Source organism: Serratia sp. BNK-10 (genome assembly GCF_047456065.1).
GTDB lineage: Bacteria > Pseudomonadota > Gammaproteobacteria > Enterobacterales > Enterobacteriaceae > Serratia > Serratia ureilytica.
In genome coordinates this window covers 4,298,674-4,313,180 of record NZ_CP179894.1, presented here as the reverse complement: position 1 = coordinate 4,313,180, position 14,507 = coordinate 4,298,674, and the positions used below count along the sequence as shown (strand labels likewise).

The window sequence follows — 14,507 nt, the reverse complement described above, 5'->3', positions numbered from 1 at the left end:
CTAGTGCGGAGGGTAATGCCAGAATTTTATTCTATAAGATATTGCTTGGTTGATGTTTATGACTATTTTTCACCGTGTTGTCATATTGCCGTTAACGGTTGCGTGACGATTAGAATAATTCATCAGAATTAGAGTGAATTGATTTGCGTTTATGATGAATAGTTATGCCTGATGGCGCCTTGCGGGGAAAGCGTTGATCTCTGTCATCGCGGGAAAAACCGTTTCTTATTAGCATCGCGGCTTTGAACACAGAGAAGCACCAAGATTATGCAGTTGCCGCAATTAGTCAATATGTTTGGCGCGGATCTCCAGCGCCGCTATGGCGAAAAGATCCATAAACTCACGCTGCACGGCGGATTCAGCTGCCCTAACCGCGACGGCACGTTGGGGCGCGGCGGCTGTACGTTCTGCAATGTTGCCTCGTTCGCCGATGAAGCGATGCAGCGGCAGAGCATCGCCGAACAGCTGGCGCAGCAGGCCGCGCGGGCCGATCGGGCGCGGCGCTATCTGGCCTATTTCCAGGCCTATACCAGCACCTATGCGGAGGTTGAACGGCTGGAGACGATGTATCGGCAGGCGTTGGCGCAGAGCGCCATGGTCGGTCTGTGCGTCGGCACCCGGCCGGACTGCGTGCCGCCCGCCGCGCTGGATCTGCTGACGGGATACCGCGAGCAAGGCTATGAAGTGTGGCTGGAGCTGGGGCTGCAGACGGCGCACGATAAAACGCTGAAGCGCATCAACCGCGGCCATGATTTTCGCTGTTATCAGCAGACTGCGCGACTGGCCCGGCAGCGCGGGCTGAAGGTGTGCTGCCATCTGATCGTCGGGCTGCCGGGAGAAACTCAGCGCGATCATCTGCTCACGCTGCAGCGGGTGACGGAGACCGGCGTGGATGGCATCAAACTGCATCCGCTGCACGTCGTCACCGGCAGTACCCTGGCGCGGGCGTGGCATGCCGGGCGGTTGCCCGAACTGGCGCTTGAAGCTTACGCCGCCAGCGCCGGGGAGATGATCCGCCATACGCCGGGCGAGGTGGTGTACCACCGTCTTTCCGCCAGCGCCCGTCGGCCGACGCTGCTGGCGCCGCTGTGGTGCGAAAACCGCTGGAGCGGCATGCAGGCGGTCGGCGCTTATCTGCAGCAATACGGCGGGCAGGGCAGCGCGCTGGATGAAAAGCGGCGCTACCGCCCCGGAATGCCGCTCTGAAGTGCAATCTTTGCCACACTTCGGCGTTTGCCGCCTTATCTCATCGCGGTTTTACGGTATGATTCAAAAGATTGTGTCTGATGGGAGCCGCTATGAAGCAAATCCGGGTGTTGGCCCAGTACTACGTTGATTTAATGGTGAAACTGGGGTTGGTGCGCTTCTCGCTGCTGCTGGCCTCGGCGCTGGTGGTGCTGGCGATGGTGGTGCAGATGGCGGTGACCATGCTGCTGCGCGGCGAAGTGGAAAGCATCGACGTGGTGCGTTCAATCTTCTTCGGTCTGTTGATCACCCCGTGGGCGGTCTACTTTCTCTCGGTGGTGGTGGAACAGCTGGAAGAGTCGCGCCAACGGCTGGCGCGGCTGGTGGACAAGCTGGAAGAGATGCGCCACCGCGATCTGGAGCTTAATCAGCAGCTCAAAGACAATATCAGCCAGCTGAATCAGGAGATCGCCGACCGTATCAAAGCGGAAGAAGAGCGCCTGCAGGTGATGGAAAAGCTGACGGAAGAGATGGAGCAGCGCGAGCAGGCGCAGATTGAGCTGGGCCAGCAATCGGCGCTGCTGCGTTCCTTCCTCGATGCCTCGCCGGATTTGGTCTACTACCGCAACGAAGACAAAGAGTTTTCCGGCTGTAACCGCGCGATGGAACTGCTGACCGGCAAGAGCGAGAAACAGCTGATCGGCCTGACGCCGTTCGACGTCTACGGCCAGGAGATCGCCGAAAAGGTCATTGAGACCGACGAGAAGGTGTTCCGCCACAACGTTTCGCTGACCTACGAACAATGGCTGGTGTATCCCGACGGCCGCAAGGCCTGTTTCGAGCTGCGCAAGGTCCCGTTTTACGACCGGGTGGGCAAACGCCACGGGCTGATGGGCTTCGGCCGCGATATTACCGAGCGTAAGCGCTACCAGGACGCGCTGGAGAACGCCAGCAGGGAGAAGACCACCTTTATCTCCACGATCAGCCACGAGCTGCGTACGCCGCTTAACGGCATCGTCGGCCTGAGCCGCATTTTGCTTGATACCGAGCTGAACGACGAGCAGCTGAAATACCTGAAGACCATTCACGTCAGCGCCATCACCCTCGGCAATATCTTCAACGACATTATCGAAATGGACAAGCTCGAGCGGCGCAAGGTGCAGCTCGACAACCAACCGGTGGACTTCACCGGTTTCCTGGCGGATCTGGAGAACCTCTCGGGCCTGCTGGCGCAGCCGAAAGGGCTGCAGTTCATCATGGAGCCGCAGACGCCGCTGCCGCAGCAGATCGTGACCGACGGCACGCGCCTGCGGCAGATCTTGTGGAACCTGATCGGCAACGCGGTGAAATTTACCCAGCAGGGGCAAATTGTGGTGCGCGTGCGGCGCGAGGCGCAGGAGAAGCTGGTGTTCGAAGTGGAAGACTCGGGCATGGGCATCCCGCAGGACGAGCAGGACAAGATCTTCGCCATGTATTATCAGGTGAAAGATCAGCGCGGCGGCCGTCCGGCCACCGGCACCGGCATCGGGCTGGCGGTCTCCAAACGGCTGGCGCAGAGCATGGGCGGCGACATTACCGTGCGCAGCGAACAAGGGCACGGTTCTTGCTTCACTTTGACCATCAAGGCGCCGGCGGTGCAGGAAGCCGTCAGCGCGGCGCCGGAGGAAGAGGAGCTGCCGTTGCCGGCGCTGCACATCCTGCTGGTGGAAGATATCGAACTGAACGTGATCGTGGCGCGCTCGGTGCTGGAGAAGCTGGGCAACAGCGTCGAGGTGGCGATGAACGGCCATGACGCGCTGGCGATGTTCGATCCGGACGAGTTCGATCTGGTGCTGCTGGACATCCAACTGCCGGACATGACCGGGTTGGATATCGCCCGGGCGCTGCGCGAGCGTTACGCCGGACAGGCGCTGCCGCCGTTGGTGGCTCTGACCGCCAACGTGCTGAAAGACAAAAAAGAGTATCTCGAGGCGGGCATGGACGATGTGCTGAGCAAGCCGCTGTCGGTGCCGGCGCTGACCAAGGTCATCAAACACTATTGGGATCATCAACCTTCTCACACTTCTAAGAAAACGGAGCACAAGGCGATGCAGATTAATGAGTCGTTACTCGATACCGCGATGCTGGAGCAGTACATGGACCTGGTTGGCCCGCAGTTGATCCATCAAAGTCTGGAGATGTTCGAACAGATGATGCCGGGTTATCTGGCGGTGCTGGATTCCAACATGACGGCGCGCGATCAGAAAGGCATCACCGAGGAAGGGCACAAGATCAAGGGCGCCGCCGGTTCGGTCGGCCTGCGTCACCTGCAGCAGTTGGCGCAACAGATTCAAACGCCGACGCTGCCGGCTTGGTGGGATAACGTGCAGGACTGGGTAGATGAGCTGAAGCAAGAGTGGCGCAACGACGTGCAGGTACTGCGGGCTTGGGTAGAGAACGCTGAAAAAAAATGACCCCGACGTGAGCCGGGGTGCGCGAATATTGCGCCAACACCAGGGAAATTGTGAACCTGCGTATTGGTTTCAGTGTTCTGGTCGAGCAGGTTGTAGCGAATTCCTAAACATCATACAGCCAACAACATAGCAAATGTAAGCGCTCTTGTTAGAAGATTCATTAAAATGTGTGATGTAGATTAGTGTTTGTCAACTCCGAGCACGAACCAGTTGACAGCAGCGACAGGAGGAAGAGTGATGAAAAAGGTGGGTGTAGTCCTCAGCGGCAGCGGCGTTTATGACGGTACGGAGATCCACGAAGCGGTGCTGACGCTGCTGGCGCTGGACCGTGCCGGCGCGCAGGCGGTGTGTTTTGCGCCTGATAAACCGCAACGCCATGTTATTAATCACTTATCTGGTGAAGAGATGGCGGAATCGCGCAACGTCCTGATTGAATCGGCGCGCATTGCCCGCGGCGCAGTGCAGCCGTTGGCGCTGGCCGAGGCCGCGCAGCTGGATGCGCTGATTGTGCCCGGCGGCTTTGGCGCCGCCAAGAATCTCAGCAATTTCGCCGAGGCCGGCGCGGAATGTTGGGTCGATGAAGCGTTGGCGCGTCTGACGCGCGAGATGCATAAGGCCAACAAACCAATTGGCCTGATGTGCATCGCACCGGCGCTGTTGCCGAAGCTGCTCGATCAACAAGCGCGGCTGACCATTGGCAACGATCCCGACCTGGGAGAAGTGATTGACGCCATGGGCGGCGAGCCGGTGATTTGCCCGGTGGACGACATCGTGGTGGACAGCGAGCACAAGATCGTGACCACGCCAGCCTATATGCTGGCGCCGTCGATCGCGCAGGCGGCCGTCGGCATCGATAAACTGGTGGCGCGGGTGCTGGAACTGGCTGAATGAGCAAATCGGTCGGCGGATGGCGGCGGCTGCGTCCGTGGTATTGGCTGAAACGCGGCGTCATCGCGATTATCGGCCTGTGGGTGTTGGGCATTGTGGCCTTCGCCTTCCTGCCGGTGCCGTTTTCCGCCGTGATGGTGGAGCGGCAGATCAGCGCCTGGCTGAGCGGCGACTTCGGCTACGTCGCTCATTCGGACTGGGTGTCGATGGACGACATTTCGCCGCAGATGGCGCTGGCGGTGATGGCGGCGGAAGATCAGAAGTTTCCAGACCATTGGGGCTTCGATGTGGCGGCCATTGAAAAGGCGCTCAGCCACAACGAGAAGCGCCCGACGCGCATCCGCGGCGCGTCCACGCTGTCGCAGCAGACCGCTAAAAACCTGTTTTTGTGGGATGGCCGCAGCTGGCTGCGCAAAGGGTTGGAGGCCGGGCTGACGTCGGGCATCGAGCTGGTGTGGACCAAGCGACGTATTCTGACGGTGTATCTGAACATCGTGGAGTTCGGCGACGGGGTGTTCGGCGTGGAAGAGGCTTCACAGCGCTTTTTCCATAAGCCGGCCAAGCGCCTGACCGCGGCCGAAGCGGCGCTGCTGGCGGCGGTATTGCCGAATCCGCACCGCTTCAGGGCCGATGCGCCGTCCGGTTATGTGGCGCAGCGACAGCAGTGGATTATGCGTCAGATGCGCCAGTTGGGTGGGGAAGGTTTCCTGAAAGAGAACAAGCTGGATTAAGCGGGCGGGAACGGCACGGCGCCGCTCCCGCCAGGCGGATCATTTCACATAGGTAAAGGCGGTGGTGACGTGCTTCACGCCGCTGACCTGGCTGGCGATCTGCGCCGCCGACTGCCCTTCCTGCTGAGTGACCAGGCCCAGCAAGAACACTTCGCCGTTTTCGGTGGTGACTTTCACGTTGGACGATTTCACCGTATCGCTGGTCAACAGCTGCGAACGCACTTTGGTGGTGATCCAGGTGTCGGAGGACGCGGTGCTCAGGCTGACCGGCGTGCCCTGGCGAATTTCGTTATACACTTCGGTCGTGCCTTCCACGCCCATGGCGATCTGCTTGGCGCGCGCGGTGAGATCGGCGTTAGGCGATTGGCCGGTCAACAGCACCTTGCCCTGATAGGCGGTGGCGACCACCCGGGCCTCTTTCTTCAACTGCTGGTCTTTGCTCAGGGCGCTTTCTACCCTGGCTTCCAGCGTGCCGTCATCCACCTGGGTCCCTACGCTACGCGGGTCGGTGGCGGTTTTGGTGGCGACGGCCGCACTGCCGACGACGACGCCGGCGATACAGCCTTGTAACAGCAGGGCGCTGGACAGCACTGCAAATGTGGCTTTTAGCTTCATCTCAGTTCCTTAATCGTCCTGGTGGGGGAATAACGTATTGTCTATCAGGTCGCACAGGCAGTTTACGGTCAGCATATGCATTTCCTGAATGCGCGAACTGCGGTGCGACGGGATGCGGATCTCGACATCCTGTTGGCCGAGCAACCCGGCCAGCTCGCCGCCGTCGTAGCCGGTGAGCGCGACGATGGTCATATCGCGGGTCACGGCCGCTTCGACCGCTTTCACAATATCACGGCTGTTGCCGCGGGTGGAAATCGCCAGCAGCACGTCGCCGGTGTGCCCGAGCGCGCGCACCTGCTTGGCGTACACTTCGTCGTGCAGCCGATCGTTGCTGATCGCCGTCAGCACCACGTTGTCGGCGTTGAGGGCGATGGCCGGCAGGCTGGGGCGCTCGGTTTCAAAACGGTTGATCATGCTGGCGGCGAAGTGCTGCGCGTTGGCCGCCGAGGTGCCGTTGCCGCAGCACAGGATTTTGTTGCCGTTGAGTAAGGATTGAACCAGCGTCATCGCAGCGCGGGAAATGGCGTCAGGCAACGCTTCCGCCGCCGCGATCTGGGTTTGGATGCTTTCGGTAAAACAGACTTTAATTCTATCCAGCACGTTGTATTAATCCACTAAGTCAAAGGGCCGGTCTGCGCCGCAAAACCCCAATTAATCCGCATTGAAGGCGTTGGGTATCCATTCTAACTGGCTACCGGTAATGGCCAAAACATCAAAACGGCAAGATGATGTGTCAAAACTGGCGCCGCGCCCCGCCAGCCAGACGGCGGCGGCGTGCAGCAACCGCTGTTGTTTGCGAGAGGTAACGCTGGCGGCCGCGCCGCCGAAGGCGTCGTTGCGGCGGTAGCGCACTTCGACGAACACCCAGGTGGCGCCGTCGCGCATGATGAGGTCGAGCTCGCCGCCGCGCACCGCAACGTTGGCGGCGCAGAAGGTGAGCCCGGCGCGTTCCAGATGACGGCGGGCCAGTAACTCATAGCCCGCCCCGGCGGCGCGTGGGTTCAAGAGACCGGCACGACCGTACCCTGACGATATTGCAGCCAAGGCAGCTTGCGGTTGATCACGCAGTTCGGCGACGCGCTCAGCGTGCCGGTGGTGCCGGAAACCTGGAAGCCCGGCAGCTGGCGCATTTCAGCAAAGTGGTTGGCCAATGTCCAGGCATCCATCCCCATCGCATACAGGCGCACCAGCGAGTAATCGTTGCGGAAACGCGCGCTGGCCTGCTGCAACAGCTGTGGGTTTGAGCCCGCCAGCAGAGGAATATCGCTGAACTGCAGACCTTCCATTTCCAGACGGAAGTCCGGGCCGGCGCCGGCCTGGTAGCTGCGCGAGCTGGCGTACATCGCCGGTTTGCCGCGCGAGCTGGTGGCCATGTCGATCATCGGTTTGATCAGCGTCAGTTGGGACTGGGTAGCGACGATATACACCGCGTCGACGCTGCCGCCGGTAGCGGCGGGCACGTCGCTCGGCGGCGCCGGAATGGTCAGCCCGGCGATGGTCACGCTCTGCGGCGCCGGGGCGCTCGACATCGGCGTGCCGGTCATGCGGATGCCGCCGCTGTTCACCATCTGGCGCAGTTCACCGGCGGAGCCGATGTCCTGACGCAGCACGGTTTGTCCACCTTGCTTCTGCCATTCCTGGTTAAAGGCCTTGGCGACGCGATCGCCGAAGGCGCCGCGCGGCACCAGCAGCAGCGGTTGACGCTTCTGTTGTTCCCAGATGTGGCGGGCGGCGTCGCGCGCTTCATCTTCCGGCGACAGGGCGAAGTAACAGATGTTCAGATTGTCCTTCGGCGTTTCGGGCTGGTTGAGCGCCAGCACGTTCAGCGTGGTGGTGCTGGCGGACAGCTGATCGACGTTCTCTTTCAGCAGCGGCCCGACCACCAGAGTGGCGCCATCCTGCTGCGCCTGGCTCAGCAAGGCGGCCAGCGGCTGGCTGGTGGTGTCGTACACTTTGACCTGCGCATTAGCGGCCTGCAGCGGCGTTATCGGCGCGCTGGACGGCGTAGCGGGTTGCGCGGCGGTCACGGCCGGCTGGCTCTCTTGCGCCGAAGGGCTGACCGCGCCGTTGGCGTTGATGTCACCGGCAGCGGCCTGATCGGCCGGCGCCGTTTGGGCCGGCGCGCCGGCCGGTTGCGCGGCTTGAGGCTGCGGCGCCGGCAGGGAACCGCCGTTTTTCGCCGCTTCGAACCCTTGCTGGATGGCGTCGGCGAACACTTTCGCCTGGCCGTTCAACGGCAGCAGCAGGGCGATTTTCGAGGTGGAGGCCTGGGTGAAGTTCAGCACCTGATTCAGGCGAGCCGGCAGCGTTTTGGCCGCCGGGTTCTTCGGATAACGGTTCTGCCAGTCTTTGATGCCGGCCTTCAGCAGATCGGGATCCTGCTTGTTGTCCTGATAGACGCGCAGCAGATCCAGCCAGCCTTGCAGCACGTTCTCGTCGGCGTTGATCACCAGGCTGTTCATCTCCTGCGGCGTCAGCTGCAGCAGGGCCTGCCAGGTTTGATCCAGATTGTCCTGGTGCGCCTTGCCGGTCAGCAGCGGCTCCTGGGCGATATAGGCGCGGATCAGCGGCAGCGATGCTTTGCCCTGGTTGGCGGCGATCTGCGCCTGGTAGTAGCGCACCTTTTGATTCGGCGACAGCGCACCGCTGTCCAGGTGGCCCAGCGTGCTACGGGCGCTGACGTAGCTCTTGTTGGCGATCTGCAGTTCGGCGGTCAGCAACTGGCGTTCGGTCTGCTGTGCGCCGCTGAGGTTTTTCGGCAGCTGATTCAACTGGTCGCCGGCCTGCGGCAGTTTTCCTTCACGCAGCAAGGCGCGAATAGCAAGTAATTGCCAGTCAGCCTTGTTATCATCGCTGCTTTGCTGCAACTGCTGCAGGTAGTAATCGGAGCTGGCGCTCGCTTCGTCCTGTATATTGGCGGGCGGCGTTTGCGGGGCCCGACTCGGACAGCCTGCCAGGAAAAGGGCGGCCGCGATGACTGCGGTAAGTCGGACAGGCTTGGAACGCCCTGCTTTGGTACGAACGAATGTTGAGGAAAGCATACTGTATCCAGTGATGTTTTTTTCAAGATGCTCAATATTAAATCGGCAACCCGGATGAAACAATGAATCAACACCAACAATCAGTCATTTCTGCATCAACGCTGTATGTGGTGCCCACCCCAATCGGCAATCTGGGCGATATTACCCACCGCGCGTTAGAGGTACTGAAAAGCGTTGATCTGATCGCGGCGGAAGACACGCGCCATACCGGATTGCTGCTGCAACACTTCGCGATCAACGCGCGTCTGTTCGCGCTGCACGATCACAACGAACAGCAAAAGGCCGATCAGCTGCTGGCGAAACTGCAGGAAGGCCAGAGCATCGCGCTGGTGTCCGACGCCGGCACGCCGCTGATCAACGATCCCGGCTATCACCTGGTGCGCCGCTGCCGCGAGGCCGGCATTCGCGTGGTGCCGCTGCCGGGCGCCTGCGCCGCCACTACCGCGCTGTGCGCCGCGGGCGTCGCTTCCGACCGTTTCTGCTACGAAGGTTTTCTGCCGGCGAAAACCAAGGGACGCAAGGATACGCTGATGGCGCTGGCGGAGGAACCGCGCACGCTGATTTTCTACGAATCCACTCACCGCCTGTTGGAAAGTCTGCAGGACATGGTCACCGTTTGGGGCCCGCAGCGTTATGTCGTGCTGGCGCGCGAGCTGACCAAAACCTGGGAATCCATCCACGGCGCGCCGGTGGGTGAGCTGCTGGCGTGGGTGCAGGAAGATGAAGTGCGCCGCCGCGGCGAAATGGTGCTGATCGTCGAAGGGCACAAGGCGCAGGAGGATGCGCTGCCGCTTGAGGCGCTGCGCACGCTGGCGCTGCTGCAAAAAGAGTTGCCGTTGAAAAAGGCGGCGGCGCTGGCGGCGGAAATCCACGGCGTGAAGAAAAATGCGCTGTATAAGCACGCGCTGGAGCAACAACAGCCGTAAAGCGGTTGACCTGCCGCCGCCGCGACGCTACTATCCGCGCCGGAGTTGACCAGACAGTCGCCGCTTCATTGCCGTCCTCTTCGGGGAGACAGATGGAGGGGAGGAAAGTCCGGGCTCCATAGGGCAGGGTGCCAGGTAACGCCTGGGAGGCGCAAGCCTACGACTAGTGCAACAGAGAGCAAACCGCCGATGGCCCGCGCAAGCGGGATCAGGTAAGGGTGAAAGGGTGCGGTAAGAGCGCACCGCGCGGCTGGCAACAGTTCGTGGCACGGTAAACTCCACCCGGAGCAAGGCCAAATAGGGGTTCACATGGTACGGCCCGTACTGAACCCGGGTAGGCTGCTTGAGCCAGTGAGCGATTGCTGGCCTAGAGGAATGACTGTCCACGACAGAACCCGGCTTACCGGTCAACTCCCTCGACAAAAGAAAACCCCGCGCAACGTGAGTTGCGCGGGGTTTTTCGTTTTCCGGCCGGCTTACACCGGCAGATCAATCAGCAGCGCGCGCAGCGGCGTCTCGGCGCGGATCGTCAGGCGATTCTCCTCGCGTACGAAGGCGCCGTCGCCGCAGGTCAGGCGTTGTTCCTCGTGGCGCTCGCCGGTGGCGGCGATGGTGCCGTGTATCGACTGCAGATAAGCGCGCGGCCCGTTAATCGTCAGCGTTTGTTCTTCGCCCGGCTGCAGATCGAGATGATGGATCCAGACCTGTTGACGCAGCTGCAGGCTGCCCTGCGCGCCGTCCGGCGAAGCCAACAGCAGGCTGCCCGCCGCCGGCAGCGCCAGGCGCTGCACCCGTTCGTTGCTGCGTTCCGGGCAGGCGTCCAGCCACAGCTGCAGGCGGGTGAGCGGCTTATCGCTGCTGACGTTCTGCTCGCTGTAGCTCAGGCCCGGGTGGGTGGCCAACAGCAACGCTTCGCCGGCTTTAACCCGCGTGGTGTTGCCGTCGCTGTCGCGGTATTCCGCCTCGCCCTGCAGGATCAGGTTCAGGATATCCACGTTGGGATAGGTGCGCGGCTGGAACGACGCGCCCGGCGCCAGCACCTCCTGATTCAGCACCCGCAGCGACGCGTAGCCCATCAGTTTGGGATCGAAGTAGTGACCAAAGGAAAAGGTGTAGCGAGCCTGCAGCCAACCAAAGTCAGCTTGCCCGCATTGTTGTGCTGTTCTGCATGTAATCATGGCAATCGGCTCTCTAAATTCATTATCCAAATGGTAAGCATCTGGACGTCGGATTGTTAGCCAGTTAATCTGGTCGGCATATTCAAATTTCCTGACAGAGGGATGCGATGGCCAGAGATCGGGCGCTCACGCTTGAGGCACTAAGGGTGATGGATGCAATCGACCGGCGCGGCAGCTTCGCCGCGGCCGCCGACGAATTGGGCCGAGTGCCGTCGGCACTCAGCTACACCATGCAAAAATTGGAAGAAGAATTGGACGTGGTGCTGTTCGACCGTTCGGGCCACCGCACCAAGTTCACCAACGTGGGGCGCATGTTGCTGGAACGCGGTCGGGTGCTGCTGGAGGCGGCCGATAAGCTGACTACCGACGCCGAAGCGTTGGCGCGCGGTTGGGAAACTCACCTGACTATCGTCAGTGAAGCGCTGTCGCCACCGAGTCTGCTGTTCCCGCTGGTTGACAAGCTGGCGCTGAAGGCCAACACCCAGGTGTCCATTTTCACCGAGGTGCTGGCGGGCGCCTGGGAGCGGCTGGAGCAGGGGCGCGCCGACATCGTGATCGCGCCGGACATGCATTTCCGCGCGTCGTCGGAGATCAACACCCGCAAACTGTATAAGGTGATGAGCGTTTATGTCGCCGCGCCGGATCACCCGATCCACCTGGAGCCGGAGCCGCTTTCCGAAGTGACCCGCGTGAAGTACCGCGGCATTGCGGTGGCCGACACCGCCCGTGAGCGCCCGGTATTGACCGTACAGCTGCTGGACAAGCAACAGCGCCTGACGGTGAGCACCATTGAAGACAAACGCCTGGCACTGCTGGCCGGGTTGGGGGTGGCGACCATGCCGTACCCGATGGTGGAGAAAGATATCGAAGCCGGGCGGCTGCGCGTGGTCGGGCCGGAATACAGCCGCGAAGCCGACATCATCATGGCCTGGCGGCGCGACAGCATGGGGGAGGCGAAAGCCTGGTTCCTGCGTGAGATTCCGCGCCTGTTCGCGCAGCGTTAACGTCGGTTGGATGACATCCCCTTGCCGGGCGGCAAGGGGATTTTTTTCACCTTAACCGAAGCGCTGGTCGCGGCCGTGCGGCTCGTCCAGATCCTGCGCCGGCCCGATGGAAATGATGCCGTGCGGGTTGATGGTGGCGTGGCTGCGGTAGTAGTGGTTGCGAATGTGCGGCAGGCTGACCGTCTCGGCGATGCCCGGCATCTGGTAGATGTCGCGCAGGAAGCCGTACAGATTGAGGTAGTCGCTGATGCGGTGTTTGTCGCACTTGAAGTGGGTGACGTACACCGGATCGAAACGCACCAGCGTGGTCCACAGACGCAGATCGGCTTCGGTCAGCCGATCGCCGGTCAGGTAACGATGCTGCCCCAGGATCTGCTCCAGGCGTTCCAGCGCGTTGAATACCCCGTTGACCGCTTCGTCATAGGCTTCCTGGCTGGTGGCAAAACCGGCCTTGTACACGCCGTTGTTCACTTGATCGTAAATCCAACCGTTCAGCTCATCGATCTTGCCGCGCAGCGCGGTCTGGTAGTAGTCGCCTGCCCGAGCGCCGACGCCGTCAAACGCGCTGTTGAACATGCGGATGATGTCGGCGGACTCGTTGCTGACGATGGTTTGCCGCTGTTTATCCCACAGTACCGGTACGGTCACGCGCCCGCTGTAGTGCGGATCGGCCCGCAGGTAGATCTGGTACAGGAAGTCGGCGTGATACAGCGGATCGCCGGTGGTTTCAGGAAAATCCTGGCCGAAGGTCCAGCCGTTTTCCAGCATCAGCGGGTGCACCACCGAGACCGGAATGATCTGCTCCAGCCCTTTCAGTTTGCGCATCAGCAGCGTGCGATGCGCCCAGGGGCAGGCGAGAGAAACATAAAGGTGATAACGGCCCGCTTCGGCCTGGAAGCCGCCCACGCCGTGTTCGCCCGGCTGACCGTCGGCGGTCACCCAATTGCGAAACTGAGCGGTTGAACGTTTGAAACGGCCGCCGGTAGATTTGGTGTCATACCAGATGTCTTGCCAAACGCCATCGACGAGTTGTCCCATGGGAATCTCCTTGGTGTCCGAGTTAAAAAAGGACAAGGCCCGGCATGCCGGGCCCTGAATGACAGTTTAGATTACCATTTCTTGTTCAGAAGACGGTCGATGCTGAAGCCGCCCGGGCCTGCGACCGCCAACACGATGAAGCCGCCGGCGATGGTCAGGTTTTTCATGAACATCAGCTGGTTTACTTCGTTCGCAAAATCAGTGTGGAACAGCAGCGCGGTCAGGATGGTGAAACCGGCGGTGAACAGCGCCACGGTGCGGGTCAGGAAACCGAACAGGATCGCCAGACCGCCGCCAAATTCCAGCAGGATGGTCAGCGGCAGCAAGAAGCCAGGCACGCCCATCGATTGCATGTACTGTTGGGTACCGGCGTAGGCGTCACCCATTTTGCCGTAGCCTGCCACGATAAACAGGATTGGCATCAGAATACGAGCAACCAACAAACCTGTATCTTCTAATTTTTTCATCATCTACTCCAAAGTGTTTTTGTATGCCTGTTCGGCGGAAGCCATGTCAACGAGCGGTATATCAGGACATTCGCCCTGTCCGGCTCGTATCGTATTGATGGAGTGAATGTTAAGCGGGAAGTGCTCAGGTTGTTAGCAAGTAAAACTGTCGTAATTTTTCAAAAAATCTGAATCTTTAGCGTGCTAATAAAATGCCGCCGATCAGCAGGTTGCCCGGCCCCGGGGTTGGACGCGTTGTATCAAGGGAGAAAATGCGGGCAGAGCAACAGGAGGTTTGAAGGAAAGACCAAGCGGCTTACTTGGCGGAAAACGTCTTTTTAAACAGACGGATAGCGCTCCATGCGCCGAAAGCGCGACGCGACCAGCGGATCATCTTGCTGGGATGGCGGATGCCGTACAGCGCCATGACGCTGGAACCGAGCACCAGATAGCGGCGCAGGCCAAACACCGTTTGCCAGCCGCGGTCGATGCGTTCGGTCTTTTCCAGCCACAGAGACTTGTTTTCGGCCAGATCCAGACGCTGTTGCTGGATCTGCCGAATCAGCCTCTCTTTTTTCCATTCCAGATAGCGGCGGCGGCTCATGGCTCTCGCTCCAGTTCGGCGCGATCGAGCTCCAGTTGCTTGCGCGTGGCGCCCAGCAGCGTGGTGCGACGGGCCTTGACCAGCGTCCAGATGGTGCCGACTACGGCGAGGAACAGCAGCACGCCGGTTGTCGCACCCAGCGCCACCAGCCGATAGACCGGATCGATGGCCCAGAAGATCAGGATCAGCAGGCTCATCAAACCGAAGGCGGTGAACAGCAGCGTCATGCCGGCCATGATCAGCAGCTGAATGAGGTTGGCTTTCTCCTCTTCCAGCTCGACTACCGCCAGCCGGACACGGGTTTCCACCATGCCGACCAGGATTGTGATGATGCGCTGACCGATATCCAGGACCCCTTTAGCGGGGCCCTGCGCGCGCACTTGCGGTTGTTCAGCCAT

At 60.8% G+C, this 14,507-nt stretch carries 15 protein-coding genes and 1 other RNA gene; 7 read left to right on the top strand and 9 right to left on the bottom strand.

Annotation, left to right across the window (positions count from 1 at the left end):
- Positions 1-267: 267 nt before the first annotated feature.
- The 4 genes from ACMGG9_RS20735 to mtgA all read left to right on the top strand — a co-directional run bounded on the left by ACMGG9_RS20735 (position 268) and on the right by mtgA (position 5,257).
- Positions 268-1,206 carry a TIGR01212 family radical SAM protein gene (locus ACMGG9_RS20735; protein WP_142003145.1) on the top strand — a complete coding sequence of 313 codons (939 nt, stop codon included), beginning with the start codon at positions 268-270 and terminating at the stop codon, positions 1,204-1,206.
- Between the two features lie 92 nt (positions 1,207-1,298).
- A complete protein-coding gene (gene arcB, locus ACMGG9_RS20730; protein ID WP_033644509.1) occupies positions 1,299-3,638 on the top strand; it encodes an aerobic respiration two-component sensor histidine kinase ArcB in 2,340 nt (779 codons plus the stop codon).
- A gap of 237 nt (positions 3,639-3,875) precedes the next feature.
- Positions 3,876-4,529 carry an isoprenoid biosynthesis glyoxalase ElbB gene (gene elbB / locus ACMGG9_RS20725; protein ID WP_033644510.1) on the top strand — a complete coding sequence of 218 codons (654 nt, stop codon included), beginning with the start codon at positions 3,876-3,878 and terminating at the stop codon, positions 4,527-4,529.
- Positions 4,526-5,257 (top strand): monofunctional biosynthetic peptidoglycan transglycosylase, encoded by a 732-nt coding sequence (gene mtgA / locus ACMGG9_RS20720; RefSeq protein WP_033651258.1) that lies wholly within the window; start codon positions 4,526-4,528, stop codon positions 5,255-5,257. Before elbB ends, mtgA begins: the two co-directional genes overlap by 4 nt.
- 39 nt (positions 5,258-5,296) lie before the next feature.
- Here mtgA and dolP read toward each other — a convergent pair whose 3' ends face one another.
- The 4 genes from dolP to ACMGG9_RS20700 are packed head-to-tail and all read right to left on the bottom strand — an operon-like array spanning position 5,297 to position 8,913.
- Positions 5,297-5,872, bottom strand: coding sequence for a division/outer membrane stress-associated lipid-binding lipoprotein (gene dolP, locus ACMGG9_RS20715; RefSeq protein ID WP_021505102.1), 576 nt, complete (start codon positions 5,870-5,872; stop codon positions 5,297-5,299).
- A 9-nt stretch (positions 5,873-5,881) separates the two neighbouring features.
- The gene (diaA, locus tag ACMGG9_RS20710) at positions 5,882-6,472 is read right to left on the bottom strand and encodes a DnaA initiator-associating protein DiaA (RefSeq protein WP_004937103.1); all 591 of its coding nucleotides are present in this window, start codon (positions 6,470-6,472) and stop codon (positions 5,882-5,884) included.
- 51 nt (positions 6,473-6,523) lie between these two features.
- Positions 6,524-6,877, bottom strand: coding sequence for a YraN family protein (locus tag ACMGG9_RS20705; protein ID WP_089192279.1), 354 nt, complete (start codon positions 6,875-6,877; stop codon positions 6,524-6,526).
- Positions 6,874-8,913 carry a penicillin-binding protein activator gene (locus ACMGG9_RS20700; protein WP_033651260.1) on the bottom strand — a complete coding sequence of 680 codons (2,040 nt, stop codon included), beginning with the start codon at positions 8,911-8,913 and terminating at the stop codon, positions 6,874-6,876. Before ACMGG9_RS20700 ends, ACMGG9_RS20705 begins: the two co-directional genes overlap by 4 nt.
- A gap of 62 nt (positions 8,914-8,975) precedes the next feature.
- On the opposite strand from ACMGG9_RS20700, the gene rsmI reads away from it, so the two are divergent.
- On the top strand, positions 8,976-9,839 hold the full coding sequence (gene rsmI, locus ACMGG9_RS20695) for a 16S rRNA (cytidine(1402)-2'-O)-methyltransferase (protein ID WP_004937108.1): 864 nt from the start codon (positions 8,976-8,978) through the stop codon (positions 9,837-9,839).
- Positions 9,840-9,880: 41 nt separating this feature from the next.
- Positions 9,881-10,258: RNase P RNA component class A (gene rnpB, locus ACMGG9_RS20690), an RNA gene on the top strand.
- Positions 10,259-10,315: 57 nt separating this feature from the next.
- Here rnpB and ACMGG9_RS20685 read toward each other — a convergent pair.
- Positions 10,316-11,017, bottom strand: a complete 702-nt coding sequence (locus ACMGG9_RS20685) for a pirin family protein (RefSeq protein WP_147880647.1) — start codon at positions 11,015-11,017, stop codon at positions 10,316-10,318.
- A 107-nt stretch (positions 11,018-11,124) separates the two neighbouring features.
- On the opposite strand from ACMGG9_RS20685, the gene ACMGG9_RS20680 reads away from it, so the two are divergent.
- Positions 11,125-12,021 carry a LysR family transcriptional regulator gene (locus ACMGG9_RS20680; protein ID WP_025304355.1) on the top strand — a complete coding sequence of 299 codons (897 nt, stop codon included), beginning with the start codon at positions 11,125-11,127 and terminating at the stop codon, positions 12,019-12,021.
- Between the two features lie 51 nt (positions 12,022-12,072).
- On the opposite strand, the gene ACMGG9_RS20675 is transcribed toward ACMGG9_RS20680, so the two are convergent.
- The 4 genes from ACMGG9_RS20675 to ACMGG9_RS20660 all read right to left on the bottom strand — a co-directional run bounded on the left by ACMGG9_RS20675 (position 12,073) and on the right by ACMGG9_RS20660 (position 14,507).
- Entirely contained in the window at positions 12,073-13,059 is a 987-nt protein-coding gene (locus ACMGG9_RS20675) for a glutathione S-transferase family protein (protein WP_414161697.1), read from the bottom strand.
- 71 nt (positions 13,060-13,130) lie between these two features.
- Entirely contained in the window at positions 13,131-13,526 is a 396-nt protein-coding gene (locus ACMGG9_RS20670; RefSeq protein ID WP_033644519.1) for a DoxX family protein, read from the bottom strand.
- A 295-nt stretch (positions 13,527-13,821) separates the two neighbouring features.
- Positions 13,822-14,109 carry a YqjK-like family protein gene (locus ACMGG9_RS20665; RefSeq protein WP_033644520.1) on the bottom strand — a complete coding sequence of 96 codons (288 nt, stop codon included), beginning with the start codon at positions 14,107-14,109 and terminating at the stop codon, positions 13,822-13,824.
- Complete coding sequence (locus ACMGG9_RS20660; protein ID WP_015379160.1) at positions 14,106-14,507, bottom strand: phage holin family protein; 402 nt, start codon at positions 14,505-14,507, stop codon at positions 14,106-14,108. The genes ACMGG9_RS20665 and ACMGG9_RS20660 overlap by 4 nt, the downstream gene beginning before the upstream one ends.

What these genes read in the sequence shown, in the direction of transcription:
- ACMGG9_RS20735 (WP_142003145.1), top strand. Translation starts at nt 268, where the DNA reads ATGCAGTTGCCGCAATTAGTCAATATGTTTGGCGCGGATCTCCAGCGC.
- arcB (WP_033644509.1), top strand. Translation starts at nt 1,299, where the DNA reads ATGAAGCAAATCCGGGTGTTGGCCCAGTACTACGTTGATTTAATGGTG.
- elbB (WP_033644510.1), top strand. Translation starts at nt 3,876, where the DNA reads ATGAAAAAGGTGGGTGTAGTCCTCAGCGGCAGCGGCGTTTATGACGGT.
- mtgA (WP_033651258.1), top strand. Translation starts at nt 4,526, where the DNA reads ATGAGCAAATCGGTCGGCGGATGGCGGCGGCTGCGTCCGTGGTATTGG.
- dolP (WP_021505102.1), bottom strand. Translation starts at nt 5,872, where the DNA reads ATGAAGCTAAAAGCCACATTTGCAGTGCTGTCCAGCGCCCTGCTGTTA.
- ACMGG9_RS20700 (WP_033651260.1), bottom strand. Translation starts at nt 8,913, where the DNA reads ATGCTTTCCTCAACATTCGTTCGTACCAAAGCAGGGCGTTCCAAGCCT.
- rsmI (WP_004937108.1), top strand. Translation starts at nt 8,976, where the DNA reads ATGAATCAACACCAACAATCAGTCATTTCTGCATCAACGCTGTATGTG.
- ACMGG9_RS20685 (WP_147880647.1), bottom strand. Translation starts at nt 11,017, where the DNA reads ATGATTACATGCAGAACAGCACAACAATGCGGGCAAGCTGACTTTGGT.
- ACMGG9_RS20680 (WP_025304355.1), top strand. Translation starts at nt 11,125, where the DNA reads ATGGCCAGAGATCGGGCGCTCACGCTTGAGGCACTAAGGGTGATGGAT.
- ACMGG9_RS20675 (WP_414161697.1), bottom strand. Translation starts at nt 13,059, where the DNA reads ATGGGACAACTCGTCGATGGCGTTTGGCAAGACATCTGGTATGACACC.
- ACMGG9_RS20670 (WP_033644519.1), bottom strand. Translation starts at nt 13,526, where the DNA reads ATGAAAAAATTAGAAGATACAGGTTTGTTGGTTGCTCGTATTCTGATG.
- ACMGG9_RS20665 (WP_033644520.1), bottom strand. Translation starts at nt 14,109, where the DNA reads ATGAGCCGCCGCCGCTATCTGGAATGGAAAAAAGAGAGGCTGATTCGG.
- ACMGG9_RS20660 (WP_015379160.1), bottom strand. Translation starts at nt 14,507, where the DNA reads ATGGCTGAACAACCGCAAGTGCGCGCGCAGGGCCCCGCTAAAGGGGTC.